The sequence below is a fragment of the Caballeronia sp. AZ1_KS37 genome, from assembly GCF_023631165.1.
Taxonomy (GTDB): domain Bacteria; phylum Pseudomonadota; class Gammaproteobacteria; order Burkholderiales; family Burkholderiaceae; genus Caballeronia; species Caballeronia zhejiangensis.
This window is the reverse complement of the sequence record NZ_JALQDP010000030.1, coordinates 482,768-498,934: the sequence shown is the minus strand read 5'-3', so window position 1 is coordinate 498,934 and position 16,167 is coordinate 482,768. Positions and strand designations below refer to the sequence as shown.

Sequence of the window (16,167 nt, the reverse complement as noted above, 5' to 3'; positions counted from 1 at the left end):
CCTTTCGCAGTCATGATCCGCGCTCTTTCGATTCGTCAGATGAAGTGCAGCAACACGCGTTCCCGAATGAAGGTTTTGAAAGGAGCGCCGAGGATGACCATTCGTCCGCAGGTTGCGACCCCAACGCCGATCACCTAAAGTAACTGAGCTTCTTTCCCGGATCCGCGCGTCACGCGACGCGCTCTTCGCGAGGTTCGAATGATTGCGAAAGCCTGTGCTTGGGTGCTCGTGCTGATGGCAGGCTCCGCAGCGGCGGCGCCTTGCTATAACGATGGCGATGTCGTCACGCTCGAAGGCACGGCGACGCGCCAGGCCGCACGCGAAGGCGATGCGTCCCCCAAGCCCGCGTGGGTGCTATCGCTGTCGCGTCCGGTGTGCGTGATGAGCGCGAGCACAGGACAAGGCGGTCGCCAGCAGACGAATGTGTCGGCGGTGCAGATCATCGATGCGACGCCCACGGAGAACGCACGCATTCAACTGACGGGCAAGCTCGTCACGGGCAATGTCAGCGCTTACTACGCAGTGCCCACGGCAATCTGGGTGCTGAAGCAGCGGGTGCTGTCGGGACAATAGCGGGTACATAGCGCCGCGCGGCCCGCAGGGCGATGCTTCGAAACCGGCGAGAAGTACGAACGATCAGGCGGCTTTCGCGTGCGCCTGATAGCGCCAGTATTCAGCGACGACGATATGCAACGGCTGATTCTCCAGCTTGCGTTCCTCGCCGAATCGCAGGATGGCGTCGAGTTGTGCGCCAGTGCAACGGAACGCTTCGCGGCGCATCGCCGTCTGGTTTTTCTTGTGCGTGGTCATGGCAATCCTTTTTCTAGGACCTTCCCCGACAGGGCAGGCTCGTTCGAACGGGGCGGCCCGTGCGCGCGAACACTGTCTGCTGCTTCCACATTAGGCCGGAGCCGCGCACGCGCGACCGGTCGTTAGCGCACATAGCCGTCGAGACATTGCAAACAGCGCAAAGCGCGGGCCAGGGTGCGGAATCGCTTCGTTTCCTTGCGCCGGTGGAATAAAGCCTTCGGTTGCGACGTTTAGCATTCATGGAACCGCGCTCCATGACAGACGCGGAACGAGGAGGAGCCTGTGAGCGTCGATCAGCTCGCGCAGGAGGAACTCGCGCACATCGGCCGGATGATCGCGGAGCTTGAGCGCGTGGCGGCGAAAGCACGCGGGGAGCCGATGCGGCATGCCGTCATGCAGCAGGCGTACTGGCAACGGCGTATCGATGCGTTGATCGATGCGTCGGCGAACGCGCCGTTGCGCCGCGACGCCGACGCGCTGCGCGAGCGTCTGGCCGATGTTTTCGCCGATGCGCGCGCACGAAACACGGGGTACGCGGGACAAGCGGCGCGAGAGACCGGCAGCAGGAAGTGAAGCGAAGCGTTGGGAGGCGGCGCGTGTGCATCGAGGCACGCGCCGCCGCCGCGTCAGCCCGTCTGCTCGACGGGCGTCACGTCTATATCGAGCTTCTGCGTGCCGCGCAGCACCGCGATCTTCACCGGCCTGTCGATGCGCGATGCGTCCAGCGTGCGCTGCAAACTGTCGACGCTATCGATGGCGACGTCATCCACCGCGACGATCCGATCGCCTGTGCGCAGGCCGCCGAGCGCGGCCGGACTGCCTTTGACGATCTCCATCACATGCACGCCGCTTGCCGACGGAAGCGCGAAAAAGCGCTGCACGCGCCGCGAGATCGGCGTCGTCGTACCCGCCACGCCGATATACGCGCGCCGCACGCGCCCGTACGCGAAGATCTGCATGATGACCCACTTCGCCGTATCGATCGCGGTCGCGAACGAGATGGCCTGCGCGCCGGCGATGATCGCGGTGTTCACGCCGATCACCTGGCCTGCCGAATTGATGAGCGGCCCGCCCGAGTTGCCGGGATTGAGCGCGGCATCGGTCTGGATGACGTCATAGATCATGCGGCCCGAAGTCGAGCGCAGCGTTCGGCCGAGCGCGGAGACGACGCCCGTCGTGACGGTCTGCGCGAGCCCGAGCGGATTGCCTACCGCGATCGCGATCTGTCCTACGCGAAGGCGGCCCGAGTCGCCCAGTTCGACATGCGCCAGCGGCTCCGGCGAGCCGATGCGCAGCACCGCGAGATCGCTTGCGGGATCGTCGCCGACGAGATCGGCGTCGAAGCGCGTGCCATCGGCGAGCGTGACGACGATATGCGTCGCGCCGTGCACGACGTGACTATTGGTCAGCAGATAGCCGTCGGGCGTGAAGATGAATCCCGAGCCCGTGCCGCCGACACTGCGTCGCGCGCCGCGCGCGTCGGCCAGTTGACGTTCGACGGAAATGAACACGACTGCTTGCTGCACGCGCTCCAGCGCGCCGATGACGGTGCGCGAATAGGCGTCGAGCAGGGCCCCATCGTCGATAGCGTCGATGGGGTCGAGCGGGGTGGAGGGCGCGGCGTCCTGCGCCCCGCGCGCAAGATCGTCGATGAATTGAGGCCGGCTTCCCATGTTCCTTGAACTCCCGATGTCTGGATGCGGACATGCGGGTCGCCGGAGCCGATTTCAAGAGATAGTTGCGTTTGCAAGTAGTTTCATCGGACCCAGCGTTTCGACGACCTCGCGCTGTGCGTCGTCGCGAACGAAGAGCGAGCCGGCGAATCCGAGCGCATTCACCGCGACGCCCTCGACATGCGATACGCTGCGCGGCACCGCGAGCATCCATCGACGCGTGACGAGCAGGTTATAAGGCGCGCTTTGATGTTCGACGCCCATGACATCGAGCGGTTGCACGCCGATCGCGTTCAGCAGTTGCAGATAGGTTGCGTGCACGTTGGCGATGCTGTCATCGTCGAGCCATGCGGCTGCGTGCGCGAACGCGAGTTGCGGCACGCGAAAGATGCCGCTCGTGCGCGCCGCTTCGATGGCCGCTTCGATCGGCAATGCCTGACCATCGAGCGGCAGCGGCACCATCTGCAGATGCTTGTGCGGCTGGCTCGATCCGGCGATGCTGCCGCCGTTATAGAAGCCGAGTGCATCGAAACGATCGAGGCAGGCAAAGAGCGCGGCGAAGTCGTCCTCGCTGATGAGCGTCTCTTGCGGCTCGAAGTCCGTCGTCACGATCAGCAGATGATGCGCGAGCACGTTGAACTTGTTGAGCAACAGAAAATGCCGCTCGCCGATATCGCCGACACGCAGCGCTTCCTCGCATGGCGAGAATGGATCGCGCCATGCGCTCGCGGCATCGGCGGCGGACTTTGCCGCGAGTTTCGATGCCTGCTCCTTGCGCGCGATATTAGCGGCCTGTCGTACGAGAAAGCGCACGCCGCCATCTTCGATCATGCTTTGCGCGGTATCGAACGAACGCAGTGCGCCGCATGCGAGTGCGCGTTCGGTTTGCATGATTACGTCCTGCCACGAAGGGGTGTTCATGTGCGTCATGCTGCTCCTTTTCCGAATGCGAATCGTTCGAACGAATCCGGAGATACTCGCATAAGCGTGCGCTGCCTGCATGGTGATACCCAAGCACGGTGAATTGCCTCGTGCGTGTTGAAAAGCGTTCCTGTGCGCGTCGTCTATATTGGATTCATGACGCTCCGATATGGAGGTGCGAGATGAGGCGCATCTATTTTCTGCTGCCGAGTGTGGCGAGCGCGAAGGGGATCATCGACGAATTGCTGCTGAAGCGAATCGAATGGCGGCATATCCATGTGCTTGCGCGGCCTCATGAACCGCTGGAGGATTTGCCTCAAGCGACACTCGTTCAACGCACCGATCTCTTGCCTGCGCTTGCTCGCGGAACGGCTGCAGGAGGCGTGACGGGCGCGCTCGCCGGACTTGTTGCGATGGCATTTCCGCCTGCGGGTTTGACGATTGCCGGCGGCGCGGTCGTTTGCATGACGCTCGCGAGCATGGGCTTCGGCGCATGGGCCGCGACGATGATCGGCGTGGGCATTCCCAATACGCGCTTGCGGCGGTTCGAGCAGGCGATCGACGATGGCGAATTGCTGATGATGGTCGATGTGCCGAAGGATCGTGTCGAGGAGATCGAGGCGCTGGTGAAGAGTCATCATCCGGAGGCCGATGTCGAAGGGGCCGATCCTACGATTCCGGCTTTTCCTTGATTTTTTCGCTTTCGCCGGATCCCGTTTTATTAGTGGTCTATTAGCACGGGGGCAGTGCTAATAGACCGACACGAAGACGGGATCCAGCGACACCTCCCGAACAAACGAACAAAAACCCAAAGCCAAAAACCGCAACCATATTGATGCGATAAGATCACATCCCTGGAACCGCTCAACCCCAGCCAGAACGCACAAAGAAACGAGCGTTCACAAACCCAGGAAGAAAAACCCGATGCGCCGTGTGGTCTTCAATCAAAAGGGTGGCGTAGGCAAGTCCACCATCGTCTGCAATCTCGCCGCGATCAGCGCTTCCCGGGGCCTGCGCACACTCGTCATCGACCTCGATCCGCAGGGCAATGCAAGCCAGTACCTGCTAGGCGAACAAGCCCGCGATGCACAGCCGAATCTCGCAAGCTTCTTCGAATCCGCATTGAGCTATAGCTTTCGCGAACCGGCGTTCGAGTCCTTCATTCATACAACGCCATTCGAGAATCTCGACATCGTGCCGTCGCATCCGAATCTCGAAGCGCTGCAAAGCAAGCTCGAATCGCGCTACAAGATCTATAAGCTGCGCGACGCATTGAAGGGACTGCAACACTACGACGCCGTCTATATCGACACGCCGCCCGCGCTCAACTTCTTCACGCGCTCCGCATTGATCGCCGTGGAGCGCTGTCTGATTCCATTCGATTGCGACGACTTCTCGCGCCGCGCGCTCTATTCGGTGCTCGATAACGTGCAGGAGATCCGCCACGATCACAATCCGGATCTGAGCGTCGAAGGCATCGTCATCAATCAGTTCCAGCCGCGCGCAAGCCTGCCCCAGCAACTCGTCGACGAACTACGCGGCGAAGATTTGCCTGTGCTCAATTCGCATCTGTCGCTCTCCGTGAAAATCCGCGAGAGCCATCAGCACGCGCGGCCGATGATCTATCTCGAACCGCGTCACAAGCTCGCGCAGGAATACGTCGCGCTGCACGAGGAACTGAACGGCTGACGCGCCGCACTACACGAGAGCGCGGGTAAGTCGGGAATAAATCGGCATCACGCACGTTCTTGCAGAAGACAGGCGCAATCCGTCGCGCTTCTTTTTCGCCAGAACATGAATATGACCACCGTTCCATCGCAGGCTTCGCACGGGTCTCTCACGGCGACTTCGTCCGGGGCGCCTCCATCGACAGAAAGTCTTTCCGGCATGGTCGCGTTCGTGCGCGCCGCCGAGTCGGGCAGCTTCGTCGCGGCAGGGCGCGCGCTCGGATTGTCGGCTTCGGCAGTAGGCAAGAGCGTGATGCGGCTCGAAGCGAAGCTCGGCGTGCAACTGCTCAATCGCACGACGCGCAGGATCGGCCTCACGCACGAAGGCGCACGTTTCTTCGCGCGCTGCAAACGCATGCTCGCCGATCTCGAAGAAGCAGAGAACGAGCTGTTCCATTCGACGTCGTCGCCGCGCGGACGCCTGCGCATCAGCGCGCCGTCGCTCGGCACGCGGCTATTGATGCCGCTCGTGCCGGACTTCAGGCGGCGCTATCCGGACATCGAACTGGATATCGAATTCAGCGATCGCGTAGTCGATGTCACGCAGGAAGGGTATGACGCGGTGATCCGCACAGGGCGTCTCGCCGATTCGCAATTGCTCGCGCGCCCGCTCACGCAATACGGTCCGGTCGTGATTGGCTCGCCCGCATACTTCGCGGGTCATGGCGAGCCCGCGACGCCCGGCGATCTCGATGGCCATGCGTGCATCCGCTTCCGTTCTCCGGCGAGCGGCCGTCCCGAGCCCTGGCGTTTCGCGCGTGAAGATCACACGTTCGCAATCGATCCGCACGCGACGCTCACGTTCAACGACATGGAAGCCGTGCTCGCAGCCTGCATCTCCGGATTGGGGCTCGCGTGCGTGCCGGATTTCGTCGCGAAGAGCGCGATGGACGGCGGCATGCTGCGCGCGGTGCTCGGCGCACACATGCGTACGGAAGGCGTGTTTCAGATTCTATGGCCGCCGAGCCGTCACGAAGCGCCGCGCTTGCGCGCGTTCATCGATCACGTCGCGCAACGTCTGGGCGGCCTGCCGTCGCACGAAGTGCGGTTTCGCGCGGCTTGAAGTTCAGCTTTTCTTCGTGGTCTTCGCGACGAACGGCGCCGGTGCGTGCGCGACTTTCTCGCTGCCGCACTTCGGGCATTTGAGTTGCACCGTTGCATGCTCGACGATGTGCTCCGCGTGCTCGAAGGTCTCACCGCAATCCTGACAACGGTATTGATAAGTCGGCATGGCATCCTCCCGCGCGCGACCGGTGATCCGGCGCAAGGCACGCCGGTTCCACTCATTCTAGTTAAGCATTCGCGCGTGAAAATCAGTTGACGACGCGGCGCACGAGCGGCGTTTCCGGCGTCGGAAAGCCGGCTTGCCTGAACGTTTCGATGATCGCGCGATTGGTGTCGAAATAGACCTGCCAATAGTCGTTGGTATTGGTGTAAGGCCGCACGCACAGAAGCGGTCCTTCCGGCGTGAACGACAGCACTTCGACATCGGGCGGCGGCGTGGTCGCCACGTTCGGTATCTTCGCGACGGCTTCCTTCAGACGCGCGATGGCATCGAGCGGATCGACGCCATTCGCGATCTTCGCGCTCAGTTCGACGCGCCGATGCGGCAGCAAGCTGAAATTCCAGATCGTGTCGGAGAAGATCTTGTTGTTGCCGATGATGGCCGCGACGTTGTCGGGCGTCGTGATGGTCGTGCCGAAAAGACCAAGCTCAGTGACGGTGCCGGTCACGCCGCCCGCGGTCACGAAATCGCCCACTTTGAAGGGCCGCAACACCTGCATGAACACGCCTGCCGCGAAGTGCGCGAGCAGCCCGCCCCATGCCGTGCCGATAGCGAGACCGAGACCCGCGAGCAGCGCCGCGAAAGACGTCGTCTGCACGCCAAAAATCTGCAGAATCGCGAGTACGAGCAGCAGATTGAGAATGACGCCGACGATGGAGCCGAGATAATGCGCGAGCGTGGGATCGACGCGGCCGTTGCGCGAAAGAAGCTTGCGCATCGTGCTCGTGACGAGACCGATCAGCCAGCGCCCGATGATCCACAGCGCGATCGCGCCGATCACCATGATCGCGAAATCGACGCCGCGCGTCATGATGAATACACGTACGGTTTCGATGTTCATGTCTTTCTGGCGTGCGTGGTAATTCGTCAGAGAACACGTCAAGCCGGGAAAACATGCCGCACAGGCCACACGAGTTATAGGCGATGCACCGCGTCATCGCAAGAATTACAGGAATGTTTAGTGCTGTCGGAAGGATCGACCGCTCGTTGCACTATCCCTCAGGTCCATTCTGCCTCGTCGGCATTCTGATCGGGCAGGGTCAATCCCGACGCGGGCAACGGCAGCGCGGTTTTATAGCGCACCTGTTTGAGCGCAAAGCTCGAACGAATGTTGGAAACGCCTGGCATCTTCGTGAGCCGTTCCAGGATGAAGCGCTCCAGCGCGGCGACGTCGGGCAATACGACGCGCAACAGGTAATCGGCATCGCCCGTCATCAGATAACACTCCATCACTTCGGGCCGCTCGCTGATCGCTTGCTCGAAACGGGCAAGCGCATCCTTGATCTGCTTTTCCAGACTGACCTGAATGAAGACGTTGATGGAAAGCCCGAGCGCTTCCGGATTCAGCAAGGTGACGTGCTGCTTGAAAAGGCCCGCCTTCTCCAGCGCGCGCACGCGGTTGAAGCAGGGCGTCGGCGAAAGATTGACGGCGCGGGCGAGTTCCGAATTGGTGATGCGCGCGTTTTGCTGTAGCTCATTCAATATGCCAATGTCGATGCGGTCGAGGCGCTGCTTCGAGTGTGCTGTCATAGTCGAAAGATTCCGGTTTTTGGCGTTTCCGAAGAATAAACACACTACAGCAAAGCGAGAAGGCAGCCAAATGAGACGCACATTCTGCGCATAAATGGATATGCTTGAGCGTATTCTCTAGCCAACGCGGAGTCGCGCCATGACGGACTTGTCGAGCGGTACCACCCAGCTTCTTTCCATTGCCAAGGGACGCGAGGACATCGATCCCGGCGAGACCGCCGAATGGCTGGAGGCGCTCGATGCGGTCGTCGAACACGTAGGCAAGGATCGCGCGCAGTATCTTTTCGACCGGCTCGCGGAGCACGCGCTGTCGGTGGGCGTCGAATCGGCGCGGGCGCGCGCGACGCCTTATGCGAATACGATTCCCGTGGCGCAGCAACAGCCTTATCCCGGCAATCTCGACATCGAGGAAAAGCTCGCCGCGGTGTTGCGCTGGAATGCACTCGCGATGGTCGTGCGCGCGAATCGGGCTTATGGCGAACTCGGCGGCCATATCGCAAGTTATGCATCGGCGGCAGATCTTTTCGAGGTCGGCTTCAATCACTTCTTTAAAGCCGCGAATGAAACGCATGGCGGCGATATCGTCTACTTTCAGCCGCATTCGTCGCCGGGCGTCTATGCGCGCGCGTTCCTCGAAGGCTTTCTCGGCGAAGAACATCTGAAGCATTATCGGCGCGAGATCGCGGGACCGGGCTTGTGCTCTTATCCGCATCCCTGGCTGATGCCGGATTTCTGGCAGTTCCCCACTGGGTCGATGGGCATCGGTCCTATCAATTCCATTTATCAAGCGCGCTTCATGCGCTATTTGCAGAACCGCAATCTCAAGAACACGGAAGGCCGCAAGGTCTGGGGCTTCTTCGGCGATGGCGAAATGGACGAGCCGGAATCGATCGGCGCGCTGTCGCTCGCAGCGCGCGAGCAGCTCGATAACCTCGTGTTCGTCATCAACTGCAATCTGCAGCGGCTCGATGGCCCTGTGCGCAGCAACGGGCGCATCGTCGATGAACTCGAAGCGCAATTCACCGGCGCGGGCTGGAACGTCATCAAGGTCTTGTGGGGCTCGGACTGGGACGCGCTGTTCGCGCGCGATCGCTCCAATGCATTGCTGCGCGCATTTGCGCATACCGTCGACGGCCAATTCCAGACTTTCTCGGCGAATGACGGCCGCTATAACCGCGAGCGCTTCTTCGGGCAGAATCCGGAACTCGCGGCGCTCGTCGCGCATATGTCGGATGAAGATATCGACCGTTTGCGCCGTGGCGGTCACGACGTGCGCAAGCTCCACGCCGCTTATGCGAAGGCGCTTTCGCACAAGGGCCAGCCGACGGTGATTCTCGCGAAGACGATGAAGGGCTTCGGCATGGGCGCGGTGGGGCAGGGCCGCATGACGACGCATCAACAGAAGAAGCTCGATCTCGACGATCTCAAGCAGTTCCGCGATCGTTTCCGCCTGCCGCTCTCCGATAACGATGTCGAGCAGCTCAAGTTCTACAAGCCCGCGGATGACGCGCCCGAAATGCGCTATCTGCACGAGCGTCGTGCGGCGTTGGGCGGTTATCTGCCGCGACGTCGCGCGAAGGCTTCGCTTGGCATCACGCCGCCCGCGCTCGCTACGTGGGGCCAGTTCGCGCTCGACACATCAGCGAAGGAAATGTCCACGACGATGGCTTTCGTCCGCATGCTCGGCAGCTTGCTGAAGGACAAGACCCTCGGACCGCGCGTCGTCCCTGTGGTCGCGGACGAGGCGCGCACGTTCGGCATGGCGAATCTCTTCAGGCAAGTGGGCATCTATTCGCCGCTCGGCCAGTTATACGAGCCGGAAGACATGGGCTCGATGCTCTATTACCGCGAGGACACGCGCGGGCAGATTCTCGAAGAAGGCATTTCGGAGGCGGGCGCGGTGTCGTCGTGGATCGCGGCGGCGACTTCATACAGCGTGCACGATCTGCCGATGCTGCCGTTCTACATCTATTACTCGATGTTCGGTTTTCAGCGCATCGGCGATCTGATTTTCGCGGCCGCGGATCAGCGTTCGCGTGGTTTTCTCATCGGCGCGACGGCGGGCCGCACGACGCTCGGCGGCGAAGGCTTGCAGCATCAGGACGGCACGAGCCATCTCTCTGCATCGACGGTTCCGAACTGCCGCGCTTACGATCCCGCGTTCGCGTACGAAGTCGCGGCTATCGTCGATGAAGGCATGCAGGAGATGATGGAACGCCAGAACGACGTGTTCTATTACATCACGGTGACGAATGAAAACTACGCGCAGCCTTCCGCGCCCGGCAGTGCGCTGAATGCGTCCACGCGCGAAGGCATTTTGCGCGGCATCTATCGCATCGGCGGCGATGCCAATGCGCAAGTGCAATTGCTCGGCTCGGGCGCGATCCTCAACGAAGCGATCGCCGCGCGCATGATGCTCAAAGACGACTGGAACATCGACGCCGCCGTGTGGAGCGTGACGAGCTTCACGGAGCTTCATCGCGATGGCGCGTCATGCGAGCGCGCGGCGCGCCTCTCCGACGACGATGCGAGCGTGCCCTTCGTCACGCGCGCGCTCGAATCATCGCGCGGGCCGGTGATCGCGGCGACGGACTATGTGCGCGCGGTGCCCGAACTGATTCGCGCGTATGTGCCGCGCCGTTACGTCACGCTCGGCACCGATGGCTTCGGCCGCAGCGATACGCGTCAATCGTTGCGTGAGTTCTTCGAAGTGGATCGCGTATCGATCGTCATCGCCGCGCTGAAATCGCTCGTGGACGAAGGCGTCATCGAGAAGCAGTCGTTGAAGGCCGCGCGTGAAAAATACGGCAAGACGCAGGAATCGCGCGACGCGCCCTGGCTGCGCTAAACATCCTTGCGGGCCGCATCGAGCAACTCGCGCACTTCGTCGTCGCTCGTCTGATCGAAGTCGATGTAGAACTGCCCGACGCCGAAGTATCGATGCGGCCGCATCACGCAGACGAATTCATCGACGATATCTTCCACGCGCGCTTCCGAATCGAGCGGCGCAACGGGCAGCGCCGCGACGATCTTCGACGGGCGCGCATGACGCAAGGACATCGCCGCGGCCTTCATCGTTGCGCCGGTCGCCATGCCGTCATCGACGACGATCGCCACGCGTCCGTTCATATCGAGCGGCGGCATGTCGCCGCGATACAGCGCCTCGCGCCGCTCGAGCTCGGCGCGCTCCATCGCGATCACGCGATCGAGTTCGTCTTTCCCGACGCCTGCATATTCCACGATGCGCTCGTCGAGAAAGAACGCATCGCCGGATGCGATCGCGCCCATCGCGAGTTCCGGCTGCACCGGCACGCCGAGCTTGCGCACGACGAGCACATCGAGCCGTGCGCGCAATGCACGTGCGACTTCGTATGCCACGGGCACGCCGCCGCGCGGCAATGCGAGCACGGTGACGTCGTCACGGTCCGCATACGCGCCGAGATGCTGCGCGAGCTCGCGGCCCGCTTCCCTACGGTTCTCGAACACTGAGTTCATGTCGCTCGTCCTTTCAGTCCCGATGTCTTGCGATGAAACGCGTCGCGCCTTCGAGACCTTCATCGAACACCGCGCGATATCCGCTCGCGCCTTCGCGCTGCAAGGCGCGGCCCAGGTCGGCATCGAATGCGTTGTCGTGCGCGGAGCATAAGTCGGCGCGCAACGCGGCCTGCGGCAGCGCGGCCAGTTCGCATGCGAGCGCTTCGGCGACATTGCGCGCTTCGCCCGCCGGCGCAATGCGATTCGCAAGGCCGATAGCGAGCGCTTCGTCAGAATCGACGGCGCGGCCAGTGAGGATCAGATCGAGCGCGCGCGACATGCCGATGAGACGCGGCAGCCGTATCGTGCCGCCATCGATGAGCGGCACGCCGACGCGTCTGCAGAACACGCCCAGCACCGCGTGTTCCTCGACGACGCGCAGGTCGCACCACGCGGCAAGCTCGAGTCCGCCCGCGACCGCATGACCGGCGATGGCGGCGATCACGGGTTTGTGCAGCGTGAGCCGCGTCGGTCCCATCGGGCCGGGGCCGCTGCCGTCGGCATGGATCTCGTTGCGGCGCGCGTCATCGTTGAGTGCGGACAGATCAGCGCCCGCGCAGAACGTGCCGCCCGCGCCCCATAGCACGGCGACGGATAACGCATCGTCGGCATCGAAGCGCTCGAACGCCTCTCGCAATGCGTCGGCCATGGAACGATCGACGGCATTGCGACGCGCGGGCCGATCGAGCACGACCGTGGCGACACGCGCATCGCGCTCATGCAATTCCATGCGTACGTGCTCGCCCAATCGTTCGATGCGTGAGGTCATGGCCACTCCGTTTTGCACGCGACCAGTCTTCAGAATACTCGCCGCGCAACGCGAACGTGCATCGCATCGCATGCTTGCGATAAGCCTACGACGTCCCTTCGCATCGAAATATTTGGCTCTTGCTCGGTGCATTCAATGCCATGCAACGGGGCACTGCACCAAGATCGGGCGCACCGAAAAAGTTAGCGTCGCGGCCCGTTGCACCATGCCAATCCGCGCTGCGCAAAGCGTCTGCACCGTTTGGATGCCGTCTGCGCCAAGTTGGCCCGGAACTTGCAAAAACGTGCGCCTCTTCCAGACCAATCGCTCGAATCATGCAGGCACTCCAATCCGGAACCGACACTCTTTTTTTGCTGTTAGGCGCCGCGATGGTGCTTGCGATGCACGCAGGTTTCGCCTTTCTCGAACTCGGCACCGTGCGCCGCGAGAATCAAGTGAATGCGCTCGTGAAGATCCTCGTGGACTTCGCCGTGTCGACGCTTGCGTACTTCTTCATCGGCTACAACATCGCGTACGGCGTGCAGTTCATGCACAGCGCCGATATCCTCGCGCAGCACAACGGCTATGCGCTCGTGCGCTTCTTCTTTCTGCTGACCTTCGCCGCGGCGATTCCGGCGATCGTGTCGGGCGGCATTGCGGAGCGCTCCAAGTTCAATCCGCAACTGTTCGCGACCTGCGTGATCGTCGGCTTCATTTATCCCTTACTGGAAGGCGTCGCGTGGAACGAGCGTTTCGGCATTCAGGCGTGGCTCACGCACACGTTCGGCGCGCCGTTTCATGATTTCGCCGGCTCGGTCGTCGTGCATGCGTTCGGCGGCTGGGTCGCGTTGCCCGCCGTGCTGCTGCTCGGGCCGCGTCACGGGCGTTATCACAAGGACGGGCGCATCGCCGCGCATCCGCCGTCGAGCATTCCGTTTCTCGCGCTCGGCGCGTGGGTGCTGGCGGTCGGCTGGTTCGGCTTCAATGTGATGAGCGCGCAGACCGTCGACAAGATCAGCGGCCTCGTCGCCGTCAACTCGCTGATGGCGATGGTCGGCGGCACGCTCGCCGCATGGTTCGCGGGCCGCAACGATCCGGGCTTCACGTATAACGGGCCGCTCGCGGGTCTCGTCGCGGTATGCGCGGGCTCGGACCTCATGCATCCGCTCGGCGCGCTGATCGTCGGCGCGGTCGCGGGCGTGCTTTTCGTACAGATGTTCACCTGCGTGCAGAACCGCTGGCGCATCGACGACGTGCTCGGCGTGTGGCCGCTGCACGGCATGTGCGGCGCGTGGGGTGGCATCGCGGCGGGCGTGTTCGGGCAGAAGGCGTTCGGCGGCATCGGCGGTGTATCGATCGGGTCGCAGCTCATCGGCACGGCGGGCGCCGTCGTGCTCGCGCTCGCGGGCGGTGCGCTCGTGTATGGCGCCATCAAGATGACAGTGGGCCTGCGGCTCGATCGCGAAGAAGAGTTCAATGGCGCCGATCTCGCGATTCATCGCATATCCGCGACGCCCGATCGCGAATTGGCCGGCTGAAGCCGACGCTCGCGCCGGGTCCACAAGCCCTGCGACGAGTGGCCAGGCATGCGCCTGGCTAAATGAGAAGAAAGGCCGCCGGCGACCGATGCGCTCGCCGCGTTTAAAGAGAATGCCGGCGTTTTCTTCATTCTTCATACCGCTCCGACTCCTCGCCGGTTACGATATGCCGGTCGACTTCCTCGGAGACGCAACGCTTGGACTCCACAGAGACCGCGACATTCGATCTGCCGCTGCCTGCCCGCCATTTCGCATCGATGCGCAAGGTGCTGCTGCTCGTATTGGGCGCATCCATCGTCATTCCGGTCGCGTGCCTTTGCATCTACGGCTACTACGATCATCAGCGCCGCTTCGCCGATGCGCGGGAACTCACGGAACGCCTCACGCGCGTCGCCGACGAGCACGCGCTGAAAGTGATCGACCTCAATCAGCAACTGGAGACGCGCATCGTCGATCTGCTCGGCGATAGCGACGACGCGCTCATCAAGAGCCGCGAAGCGGAGCTGCATCGCACGCTCGACGACATGAGCGGCACGCTCGCGCAAATCGCGGCGATCTCCGTGTTCGGCGAGAAAGGCGCGCTGCTCGCCAATAGCCGGTGGTATCCCGCGCCCGCGATATCGATCGAGGATCGCGACGATTTTCAGTCCGCGCGTGCGGTGGCGCCCGTCACGTACTTTTCGTTGCCCTTGCGCGGCAAGGTGGCGCGCTCGGATGTCTTCACGACGACGATGGGACGCATCGGCCGAAACGGGAAGTTTCTGGGCGTCGTGTCGATTGCGTTGAAGCGCGACTACCTCACCGATTTTTATCGCGAACTCGCGGCGGGCGACAAGGCGGTCGTCATCGGGCTTTATCGGCGCGACGGCAATATCCTCGCGCGCTTTCCGGCCGCCATGGAGAGCAGGCAACCCGCGACCAATACGCCCTTTACCGCCGCGTTTCGCAACAACGAGCTTTACGGCAGCATGCGTCTTCGTTCGACCGTCGATCACGTCGATCGCTTGCTCGCGTTCAGACGCGTGGGCGACTATCCGCTCTATGTGTCGACGGGCTATGCGGCCTCCGCTGTTCTCGCTCGCTGGCGCAATCACCTTGCGCTCGTCGCGACGATCGCGCTCGTGCCGTGCATCGCGGTGTGGCTGCTGATCCTGTTCTCGATCCGCCGGCTCAATGCCGAGCAGGCCGCATGGGAACGCTGGCAGGCCGAAGTCGCGACGCGCCTTTCCGTCGAGGCGTCGAGCCGGCAATTGCGGCGCATGGGCGCGCTCGGCAATCTCGTCGCGAACGTCGCGCACGACTTCAACAATCTGCTGATGGTCGTCGGCTCGAACATGGAGCTTGCCCGACACAAGCGCTTCAACGACGTCGAAAGCGAAGTGCTCGCGGTGGAACGTGCCACGGCCGGGGCCGAATCGCTCGCGCGGCGGCTGATGAGCGTCGCGCGCAAGCAGCCGCTGAAACGCGAGCTCGTCGATCCCGCCGACTGGCTGCGAAGCGTGCTCGATCTCGTGAAGAAATCGGTGCATCCGTCCGTCGCGGTGACGCTGGAGTTATCGCCCGATCTGTGGCGCGTCATGGCCGATCGGGTCGAACTGGAGATCGCGCTCGTGAACGTCGCGGTGAATGCGAGCGATGCGATGCCGCACGGCGGGCGTGTGCTGATCCGTTGCCAGAACGCGCGCGTGCGCGGCGCGGAAACGGATATTCCCGATGGCGAATACGTGCTCGTCTCGATCACCGACAACGGCGAAGGCATGACCGAGCAAGTGCAGCGCCGCGCGTTCGAGCCGCTCTTCACGACGAAGCAGCGCGGCGCGGGCACGGGCCTCGGCCTCACGCAGGTGCTCGCCGCGTGCGAGCAGGCGGGCGGCACGGCGCGCATCACGAGCGTGGCGGGATCGGGCACGACCGTGCGCCTCTATTTGCCGCGCCATCATGGTCCGGCACCGAAGGAATCGAAGGCCTATGTGCCGCCCGATGTCGAGACGCCGCCGATCGTGCCCGTATCAGATGAAGAAGACGAGCCGTTGCGCGGCACGTCGGTGCTGCTCGTGGAAGACAACGCGGATGTCGCGGCGGGCGTGACGGCGGTGCTCGAAGTGCTCGGCTGCGCGGTGCATCACGAAGAAAGCGCCGATGCCGCGTTCGCGCTATTGGGCGAAGGTTATGGATTCGATCTCGTGTTGTCGGATGTGCAGATGCCGGGCCGCATGAACGGCATCGATCTGGCCGAGCAGATCATGTCGCGTTTGCCATCGCAGAAGCTCGTGCTGATGACGGGTTATGCCGATGAACTCGAACGCGCGAAGCATCTCGGCGTGCCCATTCTCGCGAAGCCATTCGACATGGACGATCTGCTCGATCTCATCGCGCCGGGCGTGCCGCATTGATCGCGACA

Annotated in this window: 16 protein-coding genes; 8 read left to right on the top strand and 8 right to left on the bottom strand. The window is 62.7% G+C overall.

The window, feature by feature from the left end; genetic code table 11:
• Positions 1-198 precede the first annotated feature (198 nt).
• Positions 199-573: a hypothetical protein gene (locus NCS00_RS18600; RefSeq protein ID WP_175979482.1), complete on the top strand. Its 375-nt coding sequence runs from the start codon at positions 199-201 to the stop codon at positions 571-573.
• Between the two features lie 63 nt (positions 574-636).
• Here NCS00_RS18600 and NCS00_RS18595 read toward each other — a convergent pair whose 3' ends face one another.
• Positions 637-810, bottom strand: a complete 174-nt coding sequence (locus tag NCS00_RS18595) for a hypothetical protein (RefSeq protein ID WP_160172894.1) — start codon at positions 808-810, stop codon at positions 637-639.
• Between the two features lie 282 nt (positions 811-1,092).
• Between NCS00_RS18595 and NCS00_RS18590 the strand changes: the two genes are divergently transcribed.
• Positions 1,093-1,383, top strand: coding sequence for a hypothetical protein (locus tag NCS00_RS18590; RefSeq protein ID WP_008352995.1), 291 nt, complete (start codon positions 1,093-1,095; stop codon positions 1,381-1,383).
• A gap of 53 nt (positions 1,384-1,436) precedes the next feature.
• Here NCS00_RS18590 and NCS00_RS18585 read toward each other — a convergent pair whose 3' ends face one another.
• Together NCS00_RS18585 and NCS00_RS18580 are read right to left on the bottom strand one after the other, a co-directional pair.
• A complete protein-coding gene (locus NCS00_RS18585; RefSeq protein ID WP_250440693.1) occupies positions 1,437-2,483 on the bottom strand; it encodes a S1C family serine protease in 1,047 nt (348 codons plus the stop codon).
• A gap of 54 nt (positions 2,484-2,537) precedes the next feature.
• On the bottom strand, positions 2,538-3,413 hold the full coding sequence (locus NCS00_RS18580) for an ATP adenylyltransferase family protein (protein ID WP_250440692.1): 876 nt from the start codon (positions 3,411-3,413) through the stop codon (positions 2,538-2,540).
• A 173-nt stretch (positions 3,414-3,586) separates the two neighbouring features.
• Here NCS00_RS18580 and NCS00_RS18575 point away from each other — a divergent pair, with 173 nt between their 5' ends.
• From NCS00_RS18575 to NCS00_RS18565, 3 genes are all read left to right on the top strand, one after another.
• Entirely contained in the window at positions 3,587-4,096 is a 510-nt protein-coding gene (locus NCS00_RS18575) for a DUF1269 domain-containing protein (RefSeq protein ID WP_175979480.1), read from the top strand.
• A 232-nt stretch (positions 4,097-4,328) separates the two neighbouring features.
• Positions 4,329-5,093 (top strand): ParA family protein, encoded by a 765-nt coding sequence (locus NCS00_RS18570; protein ID WP_250435974.1) that lies wholly within the window; start codon positions 4,329-4,331, stop codon positions 5,091-5,093.
• 198 nt (positions 5,094-5,291) lie between these two features.
• The gene (locus tag NCS00_RS18565; protein WP_350029725.1) at positions 5,292-6,194 is read left to right on the top strand and encodes a LysR family transcriptional regulator; all 903 of its coding nucleotides are present in this window, start codon (positions 5,292-5,294) and stop codon (positions 6,192-6,194) included.
• 3 nt (positions 6,195-6,197) lie between these two features.
• On the opposite strand, the gene NCS00_RS18560 is transcribed toward NCS00_RS18565, so the two are convergent.
• From NCS00_RS18560 to NCS00_RS18550, 3 genes are all read right to left on the bottom strand, one after another.
• Positions 6,198-6,362: an FmdB family zinc ribbon protein gene (locus NCS00_RS18560; protein WP_008353004.1), complete on the bottom strand. Its 165-nt coding sequence runs from the start codon at positions 6,360-6,362 to the stop codon at positions 6,198-6,200.
• 82 nt (positions 6,363-6,444) lie between these two features.
• The gene (locus NCS00_RS18555) at positions 6,445-7,257 is read right to left on the bottom strand and encodes a mechanosensitive ion channel family protein (RefSeq protein WP_250440690.1); all 813 of its coding nucleotides are present in this window, start codon (positions 7,255-7,257) and stop codon (positions 6,445-6,447) included.
• Positions 7,258-7,415: 158 nt separating this feature from the next.
• Positions 7,416-7,946 (bottom strand): Lrp/AsnC family transcriptional regulator, encoded by a 531-nt coding sequence (locus NCS00_RS18550; RefSeq protein WP_008353006.1) that lies wholly within the window; start codon positions 7,944-7,946, stop codon positions 7,416-7,418.
• A gap of 139 nt (positions 7,947-8,085) precedes the next feature.
• On the opposite strand from NCS00_RS18550, the gene mdeB reads away from it, so the two are divergent.
• The gene (gene mdeB / locus NCS00_RS18545; RefSeq protein WP_250440689.1) at positions 8,086-10,794 is read left to right on the top strand and encodes an alpha-ketoglutarate dehydrogenase; all 2,709 of its coding nucleotides are present in this window, start codon (positions 8,086-8,088) and stop codon (positions 10,792-10,794) included.
• Here the strand turns inward: mdeB and NCS00_RS18540 are convergent.
• Together NCS00_RS18540 and NCS00_RS18535 are read right to left on the bottom strand one after the other, a co-directional pair.
• Positions 10,791-11,441, bottom strand: a complete 651-nt coding sequence (locus NCS00_RS18540) for a phosphoribosyltransferase (RefSeq protein ID WP_034471932.1) — start codon at positions 11,439-11,441, stop codon at positions 10,791-10,793. The two genes, mdeB and NCS00_RS18540, sit on opposite strands and share 4 nt — an antisense overlap.
• A 13-nt stretch (positions 11,442-11,454) precedes the next feature.
• Positions 11,455-12,249, bottom strand: a complete 795-nt coding sequence (locus tag NCS00_RS18535) for a crotonase/enoyl-CoA hydratase family protein (protein ID WP_250440688.1) — start codon at positions 12,247-12,249, stop codon at positions 11,455-11,457.
• Positions 12,250-12,563: 314 nt separating this feature from the next.
• Here NCS00_RS18535 and NCS00_RS18530 point away from each other — a divergent pair, with 314 nt between their 5' ends.
• Positions 12,564-13,766, top strand: coding sequence for an ammonium transporter (locus tag NCS00_RS18530; protein WP_175979474.1), 1,203 nt, complete (start codon positions 12,564-12,566; stop codon positions 13,764-13,766).
• A gap of 197 nt (positions 13,767-13,963) precedes the next feature.
• Positions 13,964-16,159 carry a hybrid sensor histidine kinase/response regulator family protein gene (locus NCS00_RS18525; RefSeq protein ID WP_250435963.1) on the top strand — a complete coding sequence of 732 codons (2,196 nt, stop codon included), beginning with the start codon at positions 13,964-13,966 and terminating at the stop codon, positions 16,157-16,159.
• Positions 16,160-16,167: the final 8 nt, after the last annotated feature.